Here is a 17540-nt window from a genome sequence, read left to right as displayed (position 1 = left end):
CGCCGGCTACCTGTAGGAGCGGCGCAAGCCGCGACTGCGGGAACGCAACGACGACGACAGTTGCGACGTAGCTGCGATGTCGCGGTCGCGGCTCGCGCCGCTCCTACAAGGGGCGGCCGCTGCTGCGCTCAGGCCATGAGGCGCTCGATCAACGCCAGATACAGATCCGGCAGCGCCTCCAACTCCGCCACCGACACGTTCTCGTCCACCTTGTGGATGCTCGCGTTCACCGGCCCGATCTCGATGCACTGCGCCCCCAGCGGCGCGATGAAGCGCGCGTCCGAAGTGCCGCCGCCGGTGCTCTCTTCCGGCGCCGCGCCGGCGAAACCCGCCAGCACCTCGCGCGCGGCCGCGCGCAGCGGACCTTCCGGCGTGTAGAACGGCTCGCCGCCGCGGAACCAGGTCAGCTCGTACTGCAGGCCATGCGCGCGCAGCACCGCTTCGCATTCGCGCTCCAGCCGCTCGGCGTTCCAGCTCGGGTTGTAGCGCAGGTTGAACAGCACCTGCAGCTCGCCCGGAATCACGTTGTTGGCGCCGGTGCCGGCGTGGATGTTGCTGATCTGCAGCGAAGTCGGCGGGAAAGTCTCGTAACCGTCGTCCCAGCGCCGCGCCGCCAACTCCGACAGCGCCGGCATCGCCTGATGGATCGGGTTGCGCGCTTTTTCCGGATACGCCACGTGGCCTTGCACGCCGATCACCTTGAGCGTCGCCGACAAGGTGCCGCGCCGCCCCACGCGCAGCAGATCGCCGAGCGTGCGCGTGGACGAGGGCTCGCCGGTCACGCACCAATCGATGCGTTCGCCGCGCGCGCGGAAGGTGTCGGCGACGCGGCGCACGCCGTCGATGGCGTCGCCCTCCTCGTCCGAGGTCAGCAGCAGCGCGACCCGGCCGCGATGGCGCGGATGCGCCGCCGCGAAGCGCTCCAGCGCGACCACGAACGCGGCCACGCTGCCTTTCATGTCGGCCGCGCCGCGGCCGTACAGCACGCCGTCGCGGATCTGCGGCGCGAACGGATCGCTGGCCCAGCTCTCCACCGGGCCGGACGGCACCACGTCGGTATGGCCGAGCAGCACCAGGGTCGGCCCGTCGCCGTCGCCGTGCGTCGCCCACAGATTGTCGACCTCGCCGTAGCGCAAGCGCTCGCAGGCGAAACCCGCTTGTTCCAACCGCTGCGCGATCAGTTCCTGGCAGCCCAGATCGGCCGGCGTCACCGACGGCCGCGCGATCAGCTCGCAGGCCAGTGCCAGCACCGCGCTCGGCGCGCCGGGCGCGCTCACGAGCCGATCCCGAAGCGCTGCTTGAAGCCGTTGTCGCTGAAGCCTTGCGTCACCTTGCCGTCGTCGGTGACCACCACCGGCCGGCGGATCAGTTGCGGATATTCCTTCAGCAACAGCTTCCACTCCGCGTCCGAGGCCGGCTCCTTGCGGTTCGGCGGCAGCGTGCGCCAGGTGGTCGAGGACTTGTTGATCAAGGCCTCCCAGCCGCCGAGCTGGTCCTTCCACTCGATCAGCGTTTCCGGCGATTGGCGGTGGTCGCGGTAGTCCACGAACGCATGGGCGACGCCGAAGCGGTCGAGCCACTTGCGGGCTTTCTTGCAGGTGTCGCAGTTGTTCAATCCGTACAGCGTGGTCATGACGGCCTCGTCGATTCTTGCTTGAGCAGAGCGATCCGGTCTTCGAGCTCCTTGGCCAGCGGGTGGCGGGCGAAGGGAATCCAGCTCGAATCGGATATCGGGGGAGAAAAAACGATCTTGTCGCCGAGTTTCCCCGGAGCGCGCAAGACCAAGGTCAGGCGGGTCGGATTCGAGTTGCGGGTGACGCGGACCTTCACGACATCGCGCAACATCACCGTCTGCTGAAGTCCGCCCTTGTGGACGACGAGTTTGTCGCCGCCGTCGAACACTTCGTCGGCCAAGTCCCAAACGTATAAGCGGAGGATGACCAATCCGAACAAGATCATCGCCGCGGCCGCGATCAACGGCTGCCACACGAACGGCCGTTGCGCCAAGGAGGAAAACAACATCACCCCGACGATGCCGAACCAGAAGATCGGGAAGATCGTCTTGGAGAAGTAAGTCATCGACGAAGAAATTCGGCGCATGCCCGTGGTCATGATCGACTCGGATAGTTGGGGAAAACGCGCATCAGCGCGAACGCACCCGGCGGGCGATCCGCGCGCCCAGATCGGCCGAAAGGAGAGCGCCCGCGTAAACGCCGAACATAATCCCGCAGATCGGCTCACCGTGCGCGCGAGGCGCTCTCGCCGCCCCGCACGCTGGCGCAACTCATGAGCGCCCTCGCCCGATGCGCTCGCGCAAATCGAGATAGACGCCGTTGCCGCCGAAGCGGCTCAGCCAGAAATTGCCGCGCGGGATGAACATGATCCGATCGCCCAGCCAGCCCGGCTTGCGCAGCTTCAGCACGATCCGGTCCGGATTGCTCCAGTTCCGGATGGATACCTGCTCGATGTCCGCCAACAGCACAATGGCCTCGACTCCGCGCAAGCGCACCTTCAAGCGATCGCCGGCGTCCACTACTTCGTCGGCGGCGTTCCAGGTACTCATGAACACCAACACCAGAAGCAGCGCGCAAGCGCAGACCATCAGCGCGCGAGTTTCGACCGAGTCCACTCCCGGCGGCCAACCGTATGCGCTCAGACTTCCCACGAAGACGATCAGCGGCGGCACGCCGCCCCACTTCCACACAGGCGTCCACCGCGAAGAAATGACGCCACGCGCCAGCGCCATAGCCGTCAGTCCGCCAACCCGCGCAACAACTCATTGATGCTGGTCTTCGACATCGTCTTCGCATCCACCTGCTTGACGATCACCGCGCAATACAGCGAATGCGATCCGTCCTTGGCCGGCAGCTGCCCCGACACCACCACGCTGTACGGCGGCACGTAGCCGTAGCTGATCTCGCCGGTGGCGCGGTTGTAGACGCGGGTGCTCTGACCCAGGAACACGCCCATGCCGATCACGCTGTGGTGGCCGACGACGAAGCCTTCGACCACTTCCGAGCGCGCGCCGATGAAGCAATGGTCTTCGATGATGGTCGGCGAGGCTTGCAGCGGCTCGAGCACGCCGCCGATGCCGGCGCCGCCGGAAAGATGGCAGTGCTTGCCGACCTGCGCGCAGGAACCGACCGTGGCCCAGGTGTCGACCATGGTGCCTTCGCCGACGTGCGCGCCGATGTTGACGAACGAGGGCATCAGCACCACGTCCTTGCCGATGTACGCGCCGCGGCGGGCGATCGCGCCGGGCACGACGCGCGCGCCGAGCTTGCGGAAATCGGATTCCCCAAAACCTTCGAAGCGCGCCGGGACCTTGTCCCAGAACGGCGCCGGATCGGCCTCGACCACCTGCATGTCGTTGACCCGGAAGTACAGCAGCACCGCCTTCTTGAGCCACTCGTTGACCTTCCAGCCGCCCTTGCCGTCCGGCTCGGCGACGCGGAATTCGCCCTGCTCCAGGCCCGAGATCACCCGCTCCACGGTCGGACGGGTCGAGCCTTCGACTTCGTCCGGGGTCAGCATGGTGCGGCGCTCGAAGGCGCTGTCGATCATGAACTTGAGTTCGTCGGCGCCCGGCGCCTCGGGCTTCTTCACCGCCTTGACGGCCTTCTTGGTTGTCTTCTTGACCGTCTTCTTCGCGGCGGGCTTCTTGGGGGACGAACTCATCGGCTTTCTCCTTCGAGGCAGGCCAGCAGCGCGTCGCGCAGGGCCTGCTGTTGCGTTGCATCGAGCGCGAGATCGCGCTCGTCGGTGATCTGGAACACGTCCTCGGCGCGCTCGCCGAAGGTGGCGATGCGCGCGTCGTACACGCGCAGCTTCTGCCGGCGCAGCGTCTGCGCCACATCGGCGAGCAAGCCCGGACGGTCGGTGCAGACCAAGCTCAGCATGGTGCGCGGCTTGGCCTGGTCGTGCTTGTCGTAGACGGAAAATTCGATCTGCGGCGCGATGCGGAAGTGGCGCAGATGGCGCGGCTGCGCGCGCCGCGCCGGACGGATCTTCTCCAGCGGCCCGGCCAGCGCCGCCGCGAGCCGGCGCTCGACGTCCTCGGCGCTGGGCGGCTGGCGCGGATCGGTCGGCACCACTTCGAAGGTGTCGAAGATCGCGTTGTGCGGGCCGTCGAGCACGCGCGCTTGCTGGATCGCCAGACCGAGCCGGTCGAGCGTGGCGACGATCGCCGCGAACAAGCCGTCGCGGTCGGGCGAATGCACGAACACTTCCAGCGCGCCGGCATGGGCGCCGCCGTGCGCGCTGACCGGCCGCGCGCGCACCCGAGTGTCGCCGAGCGCGACGCCGCGCAAGGACGCCGCCTGCCACGCGATCTGATCGGGCCGTCCGCGCTGGAACGCGATGTCGGGCATGCGCGCGAACAGCGCGGCGATGTCCTCGTCGCGCGCGCCGAACGCGGCCAGCATCGCGTGCGCGGCCTCGCGCGTCTCGGCCGCGCGCTCGGCGCCCGCGACCGGATGCTCCAGCCCGCGGCGCAGCGCCAACCGGGTGGCGGTGTAGAGATCGGCCAGCAGCCGGTCCTTCCACGCGTTCCACAGCTTGGGCGAGGTGCCGGAAATATCGGCGCAGGTCAGCAGGTACAGATGATCCAGGTGTTCGCGGTCGGCGACCTTGCTGGCGAAGCGGTGGATCACCTCGGGATCGGCGATGTCCTGCTTCTGCGCGGTCACCGACATCAACAGATGTTGGCGCACCAGCCACTCGACCAGCGCGGTGTCGGATTCGCTCAGCCCGATGGCGACGCCGAACGCGCGCGCATCGTCGCCGCCGAGTTCGGAATGATCGCCGCCGCGGCCCTTGGCGATGTCGTGGAACAGGCCGGCCAGCAGCAGCAATTCGGGCTTGCGCAAACGCGGCCAGACTTCGTGCGCGATGCTGAAGCGCTCGTCCGCCACGCCGGAGGCGAAGCGCGCCAGATTGCGCAGCACCGCCAGGGTGTGCTGGTCCACGGTGTAAACGTGGAACAGGTCGAACTGCATGCGCCCGGAGACTTTCGAGAACGCCGGAATCCAGCGCCCCAGCACGCCCAGGCGGGCCATGCGTTCGAGCGCGTGCACCGGATGCGGGCCGCGCAGGATTTTCAGGAACCGTTCGCGCAACGCCGGCTCGGCCTGCTCGAAGCTCGGCACCTGGGTCAGCGCTTCGGCCAGCGCGCGCGCGGTGCGCGAATGCAGGCCGCGGATTTCGTCGTGCGCGGCCCAGGCCGCGAACAGCGCGAACACCTCGGACGCGTCGTTCGGCCAGTGCGCGTCGCGCGCGGCGATGTAGTCGCGGCGCAGTTCGAAGGCTTCATACGGCGCGCCCAGCGGCACCGGCGCGGCCTCGCCTTCGATCTGCTCCTCGAACCGCTGCAGCAGGCGCTCGCCGATGCGCTGCACCAGCGCGGCGCTGCGATAGAAGCCCTGCATCATCTGTTCGACGGCGAGATTATCGGCGCTGTCGACGTGGCCCAGGCGCTCGGCCAGCACTTTCTGGTAATCGAAGCGCAGCCGTTCCTCGCGCTTGCGCGCGACCAGATGCAGGCCGAAGCGCAGCCGCGACAGCGCACGGCGCTCGCGTTCCAGCGTGGCCCATTCGTCGGCGCCAAGTTGGCCGATGGATACCAGCGATTCCAGATCGGACGTGCCGATGATGCGCAGCGCCATCCAGTGCAGGCTCTGCACGTCGCGCATGCCGCCCGGGCCTTCCTTGAGGTTGGGCTCGAGGTTGTCGGCGGTGTCGCCGTAACGCGAATGGCGCTGGCGCAGTTCGTCGCGCTTGGCGACGAAGAAGTCGCGCGCCGGCCACACCTGCGCCGGCGCGATCGCCGCTTGCAGGGCCATGCGCGCGACCGCGTCGGCGGCGATCGGGCGCGCTTCCAGCATCGCGGTGAGCACGGTCAGGTCGCTGCCGGCTTCGGTGCATTGCGCGGCCGAACGCACCGCGTGGCCGACCGGCAAGCCGGCGTCCCACAAGGTGGCGAAGAAACGGCCGAGCTGTTCGGCCTGCGCGGCCTGTGCCTCGGGCTCGGCCAGCACCAGCAGATCGATGTCCGATTGCGGGAACAGTTCGCCGCGGCCGTAACCGCCGACCGCGAACAGCGACAGCAGCGCATCGGCGGCGATGCAGGCCCGCCACGCCGCGCGCACTTGCGCGTCGACCGCGTCGGCGCGCGCGCGCAGCAGTTTGTCGATGTCGGCGTCGCCGCCGTTGTCGAAGCGATCGGCCAAGGCCGCGTCGACCGTCGCCAGCGCGGCGCGGATCGCGGCGGGACTGCCGGGCGCGGCAGCGGCGGCGTCGGCCGCCGCCACGGGCGTCGCCGAGCGTTCGTCGGCGACGGGGCCGGTCATAGGTCGTTGTCGTCGCCGGGCACGCGGGTCAGGATTTCGACGCCGTCCTCGGTCACCGCGACGGTGTGCTCCCACTGCGCCGACAGCTTGCGGTCCTTGGTCACCACGGTCCAACCGTCCGGCAGGGTCTTATGCCGGTAGGTGCCTTCGTTGATCATCGGTTCGATGGTGAAGGTCATGCCGGGCACCAGCTTGATGCCCTCGCCCGCCCGGCCCACGTGCAGCACCTGCGGTTCTTCGTGGTAGACGCGGCCGATGCCGTGGCCGCAGTAATCGCGCACCACGCTGAAGCGCTCGGCTTCGGCGTAGGTCTGGATGATGTGGCCGATGTCGCCGAGCGTCGCGCCGGGCTTGACGAAGCGGATCGCGCGGAACATCGCCTCGCGGGTCACCTCGACCAGACGCTTGGCCATCACCGAGGGCGTGCCGGCGTAATACATGCGGCTGGTGTCGCCGTGCCAGCCGTCCTTGATGACGGTGACGTCGATATTGACGATGTCGCCGTCCTTGAGGATCTTGCCGTCGCTGGGAATGCCGTGGCAGATGACGTTGTTGACCGAGGTGCACACGGTCTTGGGGAATCCCTTGTAGCCGACGTTGGCCGGGATCGCTTTCTGCACGTTGACGATATGGTCGTAGCAGATGCGGTCCAGCTCGCCGGTGCTGACGCCCGGCTTGACGTAAGGGGCGACGACCTGGAGCACTTCGGCGGCCAAGCGGCCGGCGACGCGCATCTTCTCGATCTCTTCGGGGGTCTTGATGGAAATGGCCATGGCGGCATTATCGCTCATTCAGGCGATCGGGATCACCGCACCGTACGGTCCACAGCGTGCCGGGACGGGGGATTGAAGCGATCTCAGGCTTGCCGGAGACCATGAGGGCGCGTCGGCTGCCGTTTCGCCCCAGATATCGCCGCGATTGGGCCGAAATCATCGACCCGCAAGCCCTCCTAGGCGCTCCAAGCGAGCCCGCCCAGCGGCAAAGTTGCCCTAAGCCCCCACCGCGGCTACAATTCCGCGGCTCTGCGACCGGACCGCTCATTCCCGAGCCCCGATCTCAGCCGTCCACGCCGGACGTCACCGGCGAATTCACACCTGCCGCCATCCCCCGTGCCGGGGTGCCGCCCAAGGTTCGGAGCCGCAAGCTCCGCCCCGCAGCGGTTCGGACACGGAAGCGACAGGGAGGCCCAACCCCGGAACCTCGCGACCGCGGCTCGCCGCGGCGCAGCGCCCTCACCTATCCGGGCGCCGGTTCCACTGCCTTCGGAGTTTTGCAATGCCCCAGATCACCATGCGTCAGATGCTGGAAGCCGGCGTCCACTTCGGCCACCAGACCCGTTACTGGAACCCCAAGATGGGTCCGTACATCTTCGGCGCGCGCGGCAAGATCCACATCATCAACCTCGAGAAGACCGTTCCGCTGTTCAACGACGCGATGAACTTCATCTCGGGCATCGCCCAGAAGCGCGGCACCATCCTGTTCATCGGCACCAAGCGCTCGGCGCGCGAGTCGATCAAGGAAGAGGCCGAGCGTTGCGGCATGCCGTTCATGACCCAGCGCTGGCTGGGCGGCACCCTGACCAACTTCCGCACCGTCAAGCAGTCGGTCTCGCGCTTGAAGGAACTGGAAGCCGGCGAAACCGACGGCACCTTCCAGAAGATGGTCAAGCACGAAGTGCTGGGCCTGCGCCGCGAGCGCGACAAGCTGGAAGCCTCGCTGGGCGGCATCAAGGACATGAACCGTCTGCCCGACGCGCTGTTCGTGATCGACATCGGTCATGAAGACATCGCGATCAAGGAAGCCAAGAAGCTCGGCATCCCGGTCATCGCCGTGGTCGACACCAACTACAACCCGGAACTGGTCGACTACGCCATCCCGGGCAACGACGACGCCATCCGCGCCGTGCAGCTGTACGCCCGCGCCGCCGCCGACGCCGTGCTGGAAGGCAAGGCCGCCGCGCCGAGCGCCGGCGTGCGCGAGGAAGAGTTCGCCGCCGCCGACGCCGGCGACGAAGCCGGCAAGGACGACCGCAAGGCTCCGCGCGGCCGCGCTCCGGCCAACAAGAAGCCGGCCGCTCCGGCCGCCGCCAAGCCGGACGCCGCTGCGGCCGAGTAATCGGCCCGCAGTCGCCGCACCGTCATGCAGCCGCGCGACACTGCGCGGCTGCGACACCCGCATCCGCTCCCGTAGGAGCGGCGTAAGCCGCGACAAACGAAGCTCCGCGCGCATTCGACGCTGATCGGCCCGTATCGGGCCCCGGCCGCGCGCGACCCGAGGCGAAAGGCTGGCCGGACATCATCGCTCCGGCCGATTTCGTGGCACCACACCTCTTCGCTTGCCTCGCGGCTTACGCCGCTCCTACGACGAGCCACACGAATACCCGAGGTAATCTCATGGCTGAAATCACCGCTTCCCTGGTCAAGGAACTCCGCGAGCGCACCGGCGCCGGCATGATGGAGTGCAAGAAGGCCCTGACCGAAACCAACGGCGACCTGGAAGCCGCCGTCGAGTGGCTGCGCAAGTCCGGCGCCGTCAAGGCCGAGAAGAAGGCCGACCGCGTCGCCGCCGAAGGCCGCATCGCGGTCGCCCAGGACGGCGGCAAGGCCGTGCTGGTCGAGATCAACTCGGAAACCGACTTCGTCGCCAAGGACAGCAACTTCCTGGCCTTCACCGACGCCGTCGCCCAGGTCGCCCTGACCTCCGGCGCCGCCGACGCGGAAGCCCTGAAGGCCGCCAAGCTGCCGACCGGCGAAACCGTCGAGGAAACCCGCGCCGCGGTCATCGCCAAGGTCGGCGAGAACCTGCAGGTGCGCCGCCTGGTCCGTCTGGACAGCGCCAACAACGTCGCGGCCTACGTGCACGGCGGCAAGATCGGCGTGCTGATCGAACTCAAGGGCGGCGACGCCGAACTGGCGCGCGGCATCGCGATGCACGTCGCGGCGATGAACCCGCCGCACATCAAGGCCTCCGACGTTCCGGCCGAGTTCGTGGCCAAGGAAAAGGAAATCGAGCTGGCCAAGATGTCGGAGAAGGACAAGGCCAAGCCGGCCGACATCCTGGAGAAGATCATCAGCGGCAAGATCGCCAAGATCGTCAACGAGGTCACCCTGTACGGCCAGCCGTACGTGCTGAACTCGGACCAGACCGTCGAGCAGGCGGTCAAGGCCGCCGGCGCCGACGTCGTCAGCATGACCCGTCTGGTCGTGGGCGAAGGCATCGAGAAGCAGACCGACGACTTCGCCGCCGAAGTCATGAAGCAGGCGGGTCTGGCGTAAGCCGCCCTGCCCGCTTCGGGCTAGACGAAAAAGGCCGCGGATTCCGCGGCCTTTTTCTTTGCGCAAACGCGCGGCGCGAGTAACGGGAAAAAGCCGGAGCGCCGCTCGTTGCTCTCCGCTCGTTTCCGGCGGCACGCGCCCGACTTAGCCCGCCATCAGCTCGATCCACTTCCCGTGCACCCAGCCCGACTTGCACGGGCCGCGATACGGCTGCCGCTTGGCGATCGGCGACGTCGCGCCGCAGCGGCCCAGGCTCGAATCGCTGTAGACCACCGCGATCCACTCGCCGCGCTGGTCGCACATCAGCACCTCGCGGTTTTCGCTGAGCTTGTCGGTCATCGCATACGCCGAACCCGGGCCGTCGCGCACGGCCAGGAAGCCGTCGCCGCCGACCTTGAGGCCGTGCACGCGGCCCAGCGAGCCGCAGGCGTCGAGGATCGCGTCGCCGCCGACCTCGACCGGCACCGCGTGCGGCGGCGCGGCCAGCGTCGAGTTCACCGACAGCGTCAACGCCAGCGCAAGCAGCGCAGCCTTGCTCGATTTCATCGCAGTCTCCTTCGACGCCTCAGCCGGCGACCACTTCGATCCAGGCCGTGTTGACCCAGCCGGATTTGCACGGCCCGCGATACACGCGCGCCTTGGCGATGGCCGAGCTCACGCCGCACACGCTGGCGTCCGCGCCGGCGTCCACATAGACCACCGCCGTCCAGCGCCCCCGGCTTCCGCACAGATAGACCGAGCGCCCGTTGCCGAGCTTATCGAGCATCGGATAGTCGGCGCCGGGCCCGGCGCGCACGGCCAGGAAACCGTCGCCGTCGGCCTTGAGCCCGCGCACCTGCCCCATCGAGCCGCAGGCGTCCCATTCCTCGCTGCCGCCGACTTCCACCGGCACCGCGCGCGGCGGCGCGGCTCCCGCCAACGCCGCCGGCAACAACGCGCCGCACACCACCATCGCAACGAACTTCATCGCAGAACTCCTTTTCGCGTCGAATCCATCCTCGCCCGCGGTTTCCCGCGATCAGGCGGTGTGCTGGAAATAGACCTCTTCGTACGGCTGCACCACCACCCAGCCGGTGCCGGCGAACTTGAGCTGGATGCTCTCGCCCGAGCCGCGGCCGAACAGCGTGCCCAGCGAGATGTCGGTGACGATGTCCGGGCTCAGGCCGCCCGACCAGGCGACGGTGGCGTTGGGATCGGTGAAGACCGGCTGGTCCGGGGTCACCGCCAGGGTCAGCGGCTCGTAATGCGAAGTGATCGCGACCACGCCGGCGCCGCTGAGCTTCACGTTGAACAGGCCGCCCGACATCATCCCGGCGACTTTGCGCATCATCTTGATGTCGGACTGGATGCCGTCCTGGAAGGCCAGCACGTCGTTGCCGTTGACGAAGATCGACTCGCCGTTCAGGCGCAGCAGGGTGATCTTCTTGCCGGCGTCGGCGATGTAGACGCGGCCCTGTCCTTCCATCTTCATCAGCTGGGTGCCTTCGCCGCTGATCGCCTTCTTCAGCAGGCTGGTCAGGCCCTGCTCCATCAGCCCCTGGCGCACGAACTTGACGCCGCCGCGGTAGGCGACCATCGAACCGGCCTTGGCCCAGACCCGGCCGTCGAGCTTGACCTCGAGCATGTACGGGCTTTCCAACTCGAACGTCTCCGGGCTCAGATCCTTCTGCTTGGAGCTTTCGAGGAATTCGTTGAGGTTCTTGATCGTCACGTAGCCAACTCCTTGGGTAGTGCGCGGCGCGCCGGGGGCGGCGCCGGCCGCGGCGGTTCCTGGATGGACCTGCGGCGGCGATCATACAGGCTGGGCAACGGGCTGAACGACGCCCGCACGCGCCGGCCGCCGCGGCCGCGAACCGCTGCCGGCGGCCCATTCCCGCACGCCGCGGGCGCCGGGCTTGAGCTACAATTCCGCCCGTTTTCCGCCTCCCCCGAGATCGCTCATGTCCCAGCTCGCCTATCGCCGTGTCCTGTTGAAACTTTCCGGCGAGGCGTTGATGGGGGACGAGGATTACGGCATCGACCCCAAGGTCATCGGCCGGCTCGCGCGCGAGGTCATCGAAGTGCAACAAGCCGGCGCCGAAGTGGCGCTGGTGATCGGCGGCGGCAACATCTTCCGCGGCGCGGGCCTCGCGGCCGGCGGCATGGACCGGGTCACCGGCGACCAGATGGGCATGCTGGCCACGGTCATCAACGCGCTGGCGATGCAGGATTCGCTGGAAAAGCTCGGCGCCAAGGTGCGGGTGATGAGCGCGATCAAGATCAACGACGTGTGCGAGGACTACATCCGCCGCCGCGCCATCCGCCATCTGGAAAAGGGCCGCATCGCGATCTTCGCCGCCGGCGTCGGCAGCCCGTTCTTCACCACCGACTCGGGCGCCGCGCTGCGCGCGATCGAGATCGGCGCCGACCTGCTGCTCAAGGCGACCAAGGTCGACGGCGTGTACGACAAGGATCCGAAGAAGCACAGCGACGCGGTGCGCTTCGACAAGCTCAGCTACGACGAGGTGATCACCCGCGATCTGCAGGTGATGGACACCGCCGCCTTCGCCCTGGCGCGCGATAGCGAACTGCCGCTGCGCATCTTCGACATGGGCCAGCCGGGCGTGCTGTTGAGCATCCTGCGCGGCGAGAACATCGGCACTTTGGTGCAGGGCCGCAGCCACTGAGGCCGGCGCGGCGCGAGCGCCGCGGCATTCGGATAAAGAGACGGCCTCGGGCGCGCTGCGACCGGGGCCGTTGCCTTATGCGGGGGCGCGTTCGGCCAGGGGTGCTGCACAGCATCGGTTGGGGTGGAGGTCGCCGGCCTAGGCGGACAGGCGGCCGTCGACAGGTTCGATCGATGAACGCGCCGGGCGCAGACCGGTCGGCCCGCTTCGCGCGTCCGGCCCGGCTCAGCTGCCTGCGTCGGCGAGTTCGCGCTGCGCCTCGCGCTGCGCCTGCTGGGTCGCGCGCAGCGCCTCCCGGGCGATCTGCTGGCTGTCGCGCGCGGCCGCTTGGTGGGCGTGCGCATCGGCCTGGGCGCGGCCGATGGCCACCGCCGTGTGGATGTCGATATTCGGATCGACCTTGACCTTCACCTCGACCTCTCGCGTCGCGCGCATCGCCCTGTCCATGGTGGCGCGCAGCGATGCGCTGTCGGCCATGCTCGAGCGGACGTCGCGCTGAACCTGAGCGACGACGATGGCGTGGCGCGCGCGCTGGGCGTCGCGCGCGGCTTGTTCGCGCGCGTCGCGGCTCGCCTGATCGGCGTTGCGCTGCGCCTGCTCGGCGTCGCGCCGGGCTTGTTCGCCGTTGCGGCGGGCCTGTTCCGCATCGCGGCGCGCTTGTTCGCCGCCGCGCTGGGCTTCGAGCGCATTGCGCCGGGCCTGCTCGCCGTTGCGCCGCGCCAGTTCCGCGTCGCGGCGCACTTGCTCGCCGTTGCGCCTGGCTTGCTCGCCGTTGCGCTTGGCCTGTTCGCCGTCGCGCAAAGCCTGTTCGCGCGCCCGCTGGGCTTCGCGCTTGGCCTGTTCGCCGTCGCGGCGCGCCTGCTCGCCGTTGCGCCGCGCCTGTTCGCCTTCGCGCAGGGCCTGCGCGCGCGCCTGCCCGGCTTCGCGCACGGCCTCGTCGGCGTCGCGGCGCGCTTGCTCGGCATCGCGCATCGCCTGGGCGTGATCGCGTTCGGCCTCGGCGCGCGCGCGCGCCGCCTCGATGCGGGCCTGGCGCGCTTCTTCTTGCGCCTCGCGGGACGAGTCGGCGGCTTCGCGCATCGCCCGGTCGGCCTCGCGCATGGCCTTGGCGGCTTCGATTTCGGCCTTGCCGGCGTCGACCTCCGCCTGCGCCGCGTCGCGCTGCAGACCGTCCAAATGCGTGCGGGTCGCCGCGTCGCGCACCGGTTCGTAGCGGCCGTCGTCGTACACGCGGAAGTACTGGCCGTCCTTGATCGCCCACACCTTGGGATCGCCGCCGTCGTTGATCTCGGTGATGCGTTGCTCGCCGGAGGCGGTCTTGCGGTGGTGGATGGTGACGTTGGACTGCGTGTGCGTCCGCGTGCGGGCGCTGCCGCTGGCCGCGACGCTGGCCACGGCGACGCCCAGCGTCGCCTCTTCGGCCGCGGCGGTGACCTTGTACGGCACCAGTCCCAGCACGGCCACGGCGACGGCCAGGGCGACGCCGCCCAGGCGCGCGGGGGAAGTCGAGTTTTGCAGCATGGTCAGTCTCCGTTTGAGCACGGTGTAGGTGGGCGACGCGCCGGCCAGGGCGGCCGCCGCGCGCGGCGCCACGCCCAGGCGCAGCAGCAGCCGGCCGTAGTCGTGGGCGGCGTAGCGGCGGCTGTCGAGCACGGCCGCGTCGCAGGCTTGTTCGCGGGCGATCGAATACTCGCGCGCGATCAGATGAGCGAGCGGATGGAAGAAGAACAGGTGCCGGGCCAGCGCCGGCGCCCAGCCCCACCACAGGTCGCGACGACGCAGGTGGGTGAGTTCGTGATGCAAAGCCATCGCCAGTTCGTCGTCGCTCAGCTCGGCGAGTTGCCGCTGCGGCAGCAGCACGGTCGCCGGCGGGCCGACCAGTTGCGGCGAATCGATCTGCGCCGAGACGCGCAGCGGCGGCAGGCGGCGCAGGCCGAGGCTGGCGCCGAGGCTGCGGTAAGCGTCCAACGCCGGCGCATGCTCGCAGTCGCGCGCGGCGGCGACGCGGCGGCGCATGCCCAGATAAGCGCGCGCGCCGATCGCCGCCAGCACGATCACGCCGGCCAGCCACAGCGCGGCGAACAGCGCCGGCCACGACAGCCACTCGGGGCCCGGCGCCGCGGCGGACGGCGTGGCGGCCAGATCGGCGCGCGCGGCCAGATCGCGGGTCACCAGGAACGGCAACTGCGCCGACGGCGACAGTTGCGGCGCCGCCGGCGCGGCCGCGGCTTCGGCCGCATCCAGCCACTGCGCCGGCAGCAGCCGCAATTCCAGCGGCGCCGGCCACAACATGCCGAGCAGCAACTGCATCGAGGCGCACCACCACAGCCAACAGCGCACCGCCGCGCTAGGGCGCAGCCAGCGCACCAGCAGCCAGATCGCCGCGACCAGGAACACGGACTGCAGGCCGGCCGCGAGCAAGCGCGGCAACACGGTTTCGCCGATCCAATCCAGGTTCATGTCAGTCCTCCTTGCGCCGCGCTTGCAGATCGGCGACCAGGCTTTCGAGTTCGGCCAGTTCCTGATCGCTGACCTGCGCGCGTTGCGACATCCACGCCACGAACGGCGACAGCGAGCCTTGCAGGGTGTTGGCGACGAAGCTGCCGACCGCGCTGCGCATCACGTCGTCGGCCGGGGTCTGGGTGGCGTAGCGGTACACGCCGGCGACCTTGCGCCGGCGCAGGTAAGCCTTGGCGCGCAGCCGCTCCATCATCGTCAGCACGGTCGAGCGGGCCAGCCCGCGCGCCTCGCCGAACTCGGCCGCGACCTCGCCGACCGAAGCGTCGCCGCGTTCGGAGATGTGGTTCAGCAGCGCCAGTTCCTGGTCGCCGATCGACTTGCGCGCCATCCCGATCCCTCGTAGCTACAGTTGTAGTCAATGTGCCGTTGACTACAGCTGTCGTCAACGTGACTGAAGTCATGGGCCGGGCGGACCGCCCGGCCCCGCCCGCGGCCGTAAGGAGTGGGATTCGCCGAAGCCCGCCATGGTTTAACCGCGGCCGCGCGCGGGCTGTAATAGTGTTCGCGGCGGCGGCCGTGACAGCATTCGTCCATGCACTCGCACAGCCATTCCCACGGCGGCCACGGCCACCATCACGGCCTCGAAAGCGGCACCCGCGCGTTCGCCGCGGTGACCCTGATCAATCTGGCCTACACCGCGCTGGAAGCCGGCTACGGTTTCTGGACCAACTCGCTGGCGCTGCTGTCCGACGCGCTGCACAACCTCGGCGACGTGGTCGGCCTGGGCCTGGCCTGGGGCGCGGCGGTGCTGGCGCGGCGCTTGCCGACCGAACGCCACACCTACGGCTGGCGCCGCGCGACGCTGTTGTCGCCGCTGGCCAACGCGCTGCTGCTGGTGGGTTTCTCCGGCGCGCTGGCGTGGGAGGCGATCCGCCGCTTCGACGCGCCGCCGGCGATTCCGGCGCTGCCGGTGATCGTGGTCGCCGCGCTCGGCATCGCGGTCAATCTCGGCGCGGCGTGGCTGGTGCGCGACGGGCACGAGCACGACCTCAACCGCCGCGGCGCGTTCTTGCATCTGATGGCCGACGCCGCGGTGTCGCTGGCGGCGGTGCTGGCCGGCGCGGGCATGTGGCTGACCGGCTGGGAATGGCTGGATCCGGCGATCGCCCTGCTGATCGGCGCGGTGGTCGCGGTCGGCGCGTTCGGCCTGCTGCGCGAGAGCTTCAACGCGGCGATGGACGCGGTGCCCTCGAACATCGACCGCAACGAGGTGGAAACGCTGCTGCGCTCGCAGCCCGGCGTACTGACCGTGCATCACGTGCACATCTGGTCGCTGGGCGCGGGCGAGATCGCGATGACCGCGCACATCGTGCGCCCGGACGACCGCGACCACGACGTCTTCATCGACCGGCTCAACCGCGAGCTCGACCAACGCTTCGGCATCAATCATCCGACCTTGCAGGTCGAGCACGGCGGCGCGTGCGAGCACGACCGCCACGACCGCGCGCCGCACGGGCGCGGCGCGCATGCGCATCACGGGCATGGGCATGGGCATGGGCATGGGCACGGCGATCATGAGGGGCACGGGCACGCCGGCCACGATCACGGCGAGCATGCCGGCCATGCGCACGATCATGCTGGGCACGATCACTCCGCGCACGACCACGGCCACGCCTGCGGCGGTCACGCTCATGCCGGCCACGGCCACGACGACGACCACGACGACGCCACGCGCGCCGCCGACGCGCGCGAACGCGAGCGCGAACGCCACGACCACCCGCGCCAGCACAGCCACGACCCGCGCGGCTGAGCGGCTGAGCGGCTGCCGCTGCCGCTGCCGCTGCCGCTGAGCATCGATGCTGCAACGCAGCGCGAACTCCCGGCGCGAACCGCGGCCCGGCCGCGACTGAACGCCCGCCTCGCCGGCGCGCGCGCCAAAACGTGATCGCCGACGCGTCCCGATCCGCCTGCGGCGCCGTCGCGGGCGTCGCCGTTCGCGGCCGCCGAGAGCGGAAACCGCACAAAACCCCAGTCCGAACGCGCCTCGAAAACCGCTCCGATACGCCGGTTTTCTCCCGCCGCGCGAGCCCGCGAACCGGCCCCGACGAGCGCCCGCGCGCCCCCGCTCCGGCCCGATGAGGTCCGCAAAACCCGCCCGAGCCCATATAATCCCGCGATTACCCTTGCAGTTACCGTTACGAAAGGACCGGAGCCGGCGATGCTCAACGACATCAAGAAAGACGCACAGAACCGCATGGCCAAGAGCGTGGAAGCCTTCCGCCACGATCTGACCAAGGTCCGCACCGGCCGCGCCTCCACCGCGCTGGTGGACCATCTCAAGGTCAACTACCACGGTTCGGACATGCCGTTGAATCAGGTCGCCAGCGTCCAGGTCAGCGATGCGCGCACCCTGACCATCACCCCGTGGGAAAAGCAGATCGTCGGCGCGGTCGAGAAGGCGATCCTCGCCTCCGACCTGGGCCTGACCCCGAACACCGCCGGCACGGTCATCCGCATCAACCTGCCCGCGCTGACCGAAGAGCGCCGCAAGGAGCTGACCAAGGTCGTGCACAGCGAGAGCGAGAACGCCAAGGTGGCGGTGCGCAACATCCGCCGCGACGCCAACCATCAGGCCAAGGAACTGCTCAAGGACAAGAAGGTCACCGAGGACGAGCTGCGCGGCTTCGAAGGCGACATCCAGAAGATCACCGACAACGCGATCAAGGACGTCGACGGCGTGGTCAAGGCCAAGGAACAGGAATTGATGGCGGTCTGACGCCGCGCGCGGCGGC

17 protein-coding genes are annotated in these 17540 nt (G+C 69.1%); 5 read left to right on the top strand and 12 right to left on the bottom strand.

Going from position 1 to position 17540, the window contains the following annotated elements:
- Positions 1-128: 128 nt before the first annotated feature.
- The 7 genes from dapE to map all read right to left on the bottom strand — a co-directional run bounded on the left by dapE (position 129) and on the right by map (position 7120).
- Positions 129-1277: a succinyl-diaminopimelate desuccinylase gene (gene dapE / locus J5226_RS13320; protein WP_255322786.1), complete on the bottom strand. Its 1149-nt coding sequence runs from the start codon at positions 1275-1277 to the stop codon at positions 129-131.
- Positions 1274-1633: an arsenate reductase gene (locus J5226_RS13315; RefSeq protein WP_215834991.1), complete on the bottom strand. Its 360-nt coding sequence runs from the start codon at positions 1631-1633 to the stop codon at positions 1274-1276. Before J5226_RS13315 ends, dapE begins: the two co-directional genes overlap by 4 nt.
- A complete protein-coding gene (locus tag J5226_RS13310; RefSeq protein ID WP_215834990.1) occupies positions 1630-2112 on the bottom strand; it encodes a hypothetical protein in 483 nt (160 codons plus the stop codon). Before J5226_RS13310 ends, J5226_RS13315 begins: the two co-directional genes overlap by 4 nt.
- Before the next feature lie 172 nt (positions 2113-2284).
- A complete protein-coding gene (locus tag J5226_RS13305; RefSeq protein WP_215834989.1) occupies positions 2285-2746 on the bottom strand; it encodes a hypothetical protein in 462 nt (153 codons plus the stop codon).
- Positions 2747-2751: 5 nt separating this feature from the next.
- A complete protein-coding gene (dapD, locus tag J5226_RS13300) occupies positions 2752-3678 on the bottom strand; it encodes a 2,3,4,5-tetrahydropyridine-2,6-dicarboxylate N-succinyltransferase (RefSeq protein WP_215834988.1) in 927 nt (308 codons plus the stop codon).
- Positions 3675-6347 (bottom strand): [protein-PII] uridylyltransferase, encoded by a 2673-nt coding sequence (gene glnD / locus J5226_RS13295; protein WP_215834987.1) that lies wholly within the window; start codon positions 6345-6347, stop codon positions 3675-3677. Before glnD ends, dapD begins: the two co-directional genes overlap by 4 nt.
- Positions 6344-7120, bottom strand: a complete 777-nt coding sequence (gene map, locus J5226_RS13290; protein WP_215840419.1) for a type I methionyl aminopeptidase — start codon at positions 7118-7120, stop codon at positions 6344-6346. The genes glnD and map overlap by 4 nt, the downstream gene beginning before the upstream one ends.
- 502 nt (positions 7121-7622) lie before the next feature.
- On the opposite strand from map, the gene rpsB reads away from it, so the two are divergent.
- Together rpsB and tsf are read left to right on the top strand one after the other, a co-directional pair.
- Positions 7623-8462, top strand: coding sequence for a 30S ribosomal protein S2 (gene rpsB / locus J5226_RS13285; protein ID WP_215834986.1), 840 nt, complete (start codon positions 7623-7625; stop codon positions 8460-8462).
- Positions 8463-8740: 278 nt separating this feature from the next.
- Positions 8741-9622, top strand: coding sequence for a translation elongation factor Ts (gene tsf / locus J5226_RS13280; protein WP_215834985.1), 882 nt, complete (start codon positions 8741-8743; stop codon positions 9620-9622).
- 144 nt (positions 9623-9766) lie between these two features.
- On the opposite strand, the gene J5226_RS13275 is transcribed toward tsf, so the two are convergent.
- From J5226_RS13275 to J5226_RS13265, 3 genes are read right to left on the bottom strand one after another with little or no spacing between them, the layout of a single operon-like run.
- A complete protein-coding gene (locus J5226_RS13275) occupies positions 9767-10168 on the bottom strand; it encodes a hypothetical protein (RefSeq protein ID WP_215834984.1) in 402 nt (133 codons plus the stop codon).
- Positions 10169-10187: 19 nt separating this feature from the next.
- The gene (locus tag J5226_RS13270) at positions 10188-10589 is read right to left on the bottom strand and encodes a hypothetical protein (protein ID WP_215834983.1); all 402 of its coding nucleotides are present in this window, start codon (positions 10587-10589) and stop codon (positions 10188-10190) included.
- A 51-nt stretch (positions 10590-10640) separates the two neighbouring features.
- Positions 10641-11333: an AIM24 family protein gene (locus J5226_RS13265; protein WP_215834982.1), complete on the bottom strand. Its 693-nt coding sequence runs from the start codon at positions 11331-11333 to the stop codon at positions 10641-10643.
- Positions 11334-11562: 229 nt separating this feature from the next.
- Here J5226_RS13265 and pyrH point away from each other — a divergent pair, with 229 nt between their 5' ends.
- Complete coding sequence (gene pyrH, locus J5226_RS13260; protein ID WP_215834981.1) at positions 11563-12288, top strand: UMP kinase; 726 nt, start codon at positions 11563-11565, stop codon at positions 12286-12288.
- 225 nt (positions 12289-12513) lie between these two features.
- On the opposite strand, the gene J5226_RS13255 is transcribed toward pyrH, so the two are convergent.
- Together J5226_RS13255 and J5226_RS13250 are read right to left on the bottom strand one after the other, a co-directional pair.
- Positions 12514-14748 (bottom strand): M56 family metallopeptidase, encoded by a 2235-nt coding sequence (locus tag J5226_RS13255; RefSeq protein WP_215834980.1) that lies wholly within the window; start codon positions 14746-14748, stop codon positions 12514-12516.
- Position 14749: 1 nt separating this feature from the next.
- A complete protein-coding gene (locus J5226_RS13250) occupies positions 14750-15136 on the bottom strand; it encodes a BlaI/MecI/CopY family transcriptional regulator (protein ID WP_215834979.1) in 387 nt (128 codons plus the stop codon).
- A 204-nt stretch (positions 15137-15340) separates the two neighbouring features.
- Between J5226_RS13250 and J5226_RS13245 the strand changes: the two genes are divergently transcribed.
- A complete protein-coding gene (locus tag J5226_RS13245; protein ID WP_215834978.1) occupies positions 15341-16558 on the top strand; it encodes a cation diffusion facilitator family transporter in 1218 nt (405 codons plus the stop codon).
- A 408-nt stretch (positions 16559-16966) separates the two neighbouring features.
- Positions 16967-17524 (top strand): ribosome recycling factor, encoded by a 558-nt coding sequence (frr, locus tag J5226_RS13240; RefSeq protein WP_215834977.1) that lies wholly within the window; start codon positions 16967-16969, stop codon positions 17522-17524.
- Positions 17525-17540: the final 16 nt, after the last annotated feature.

It is taken from the genome of Lysobacter sp. K5869, from assembly GCF_018847975.1.
GTDB lineage: Bacteria > Pseudomonadota > Gammaproteobacteria > Xanthomonadales > Xanthomonadaceae > Lysobacter.
The sequence above is the reverse complement of the archived record's forward strand: the minus strand, read 5'-3'. Positions and strand labels throughout refer to the sequence as shown.

Coding starts and splice junctions, on each gene's coding strand:
- J5226_RS13315 (WP_215834991.1), bottom strand. CDS start 1,633: ATGACCACGCTGTACGGATTGAACAACTGCGACACCTGCAAGAAAGCC.
- J5226_RS13310 (WP_215834990.1), bottom strand. CDS start 2,112: ATGACCACGGGCATGCGCCGAATTTCTTCGTCGATGACTTACTTCTCC.
- J5226_RS13305 (WP_215834989.1), bottom strand. CDS start 2,746: ATGGCGCTGGCGCGTGGCGTCATTTCTTCGCGGTGGACGCCTGTGTGG.
- dapD (WP_215834988.1), bottom strand. CDS start 3,678: ATGAGTTCGTCCCCCAAGAAGCCCGCCGCGAAGAAGACGGTCAAGAAG.
- glnD (WP_215834987.1), bottom strand. CDS start 6,347: ATGACCGGCCCCGTCGCCGACGAACGCTCGGCGACGCCCGTGGCGGCG.
- map (WP_215840419.1), bottom strand. CDS start 7,120: ATGGCCATTTCCATCAAGACCCCCGAAGAGATCGAGAAGATGCGCGTC.
- rpsB (WP_215834986.1), top strand. CDS start 7,623: ATGCCCCAGATCACCATGCGTCAGATGCTGGAAGCCGGCGTCCACTTC.
- tsf (WP_215834985.1), top strand. CDS start 8,741: ATGGCTGAAATCACCGCTTCCCTGGTCAAGGAACTCCGCGAGCGCACC.
- J5226_RS13275 (WP_215834984.1), bottom strand. CDS start 10,168: ATGAAATCGAGCAAGGCTGCGCTGCTTGCGCTGGCGTTGACGCTGTCG.
- J5226_RS13270 (WP_215834983.1), bottom strand. CDS start 10,589: ATGAAGTTCGTTGCGATGGTGGTGTGCGGCGCGTTGTTGCCGGCGGCG.
- pyrH (WP_215834981.1), top strand. CDS start 11,563: ATGTCCCAGCTCGCCTATCGCCGTGTCCTGTTGAAACTTTCCGGCGAG.
- J5226_RS13255 (WP_215834980.1), bottom strand. CDS start 14,748: ATGAACCTGGATTGGATCGGCGAAACCGTGTTGCCGCGCTTGCTCGCG.
- J5226_RS13250 (WP_215834979.1), bottom strand. CDS start 15,136: ATGGCGCGCAAGTCGATCGGCGACCAGGAACTGGCGCTGCTGAACCAC.
- J5226_RS13245 (WP_215834978.1), top strand. CDS start 15,341: ATGCACTCGCACAGCCATTCCCACGGCGGCCACGGCCACCATCACGGC.
- frr (WP_215834977.1), top strand. CDS start 16,967: ATGCTCAACGACATCAAGAAAGACGCACAGAACCGCATGGCCAAGAGC.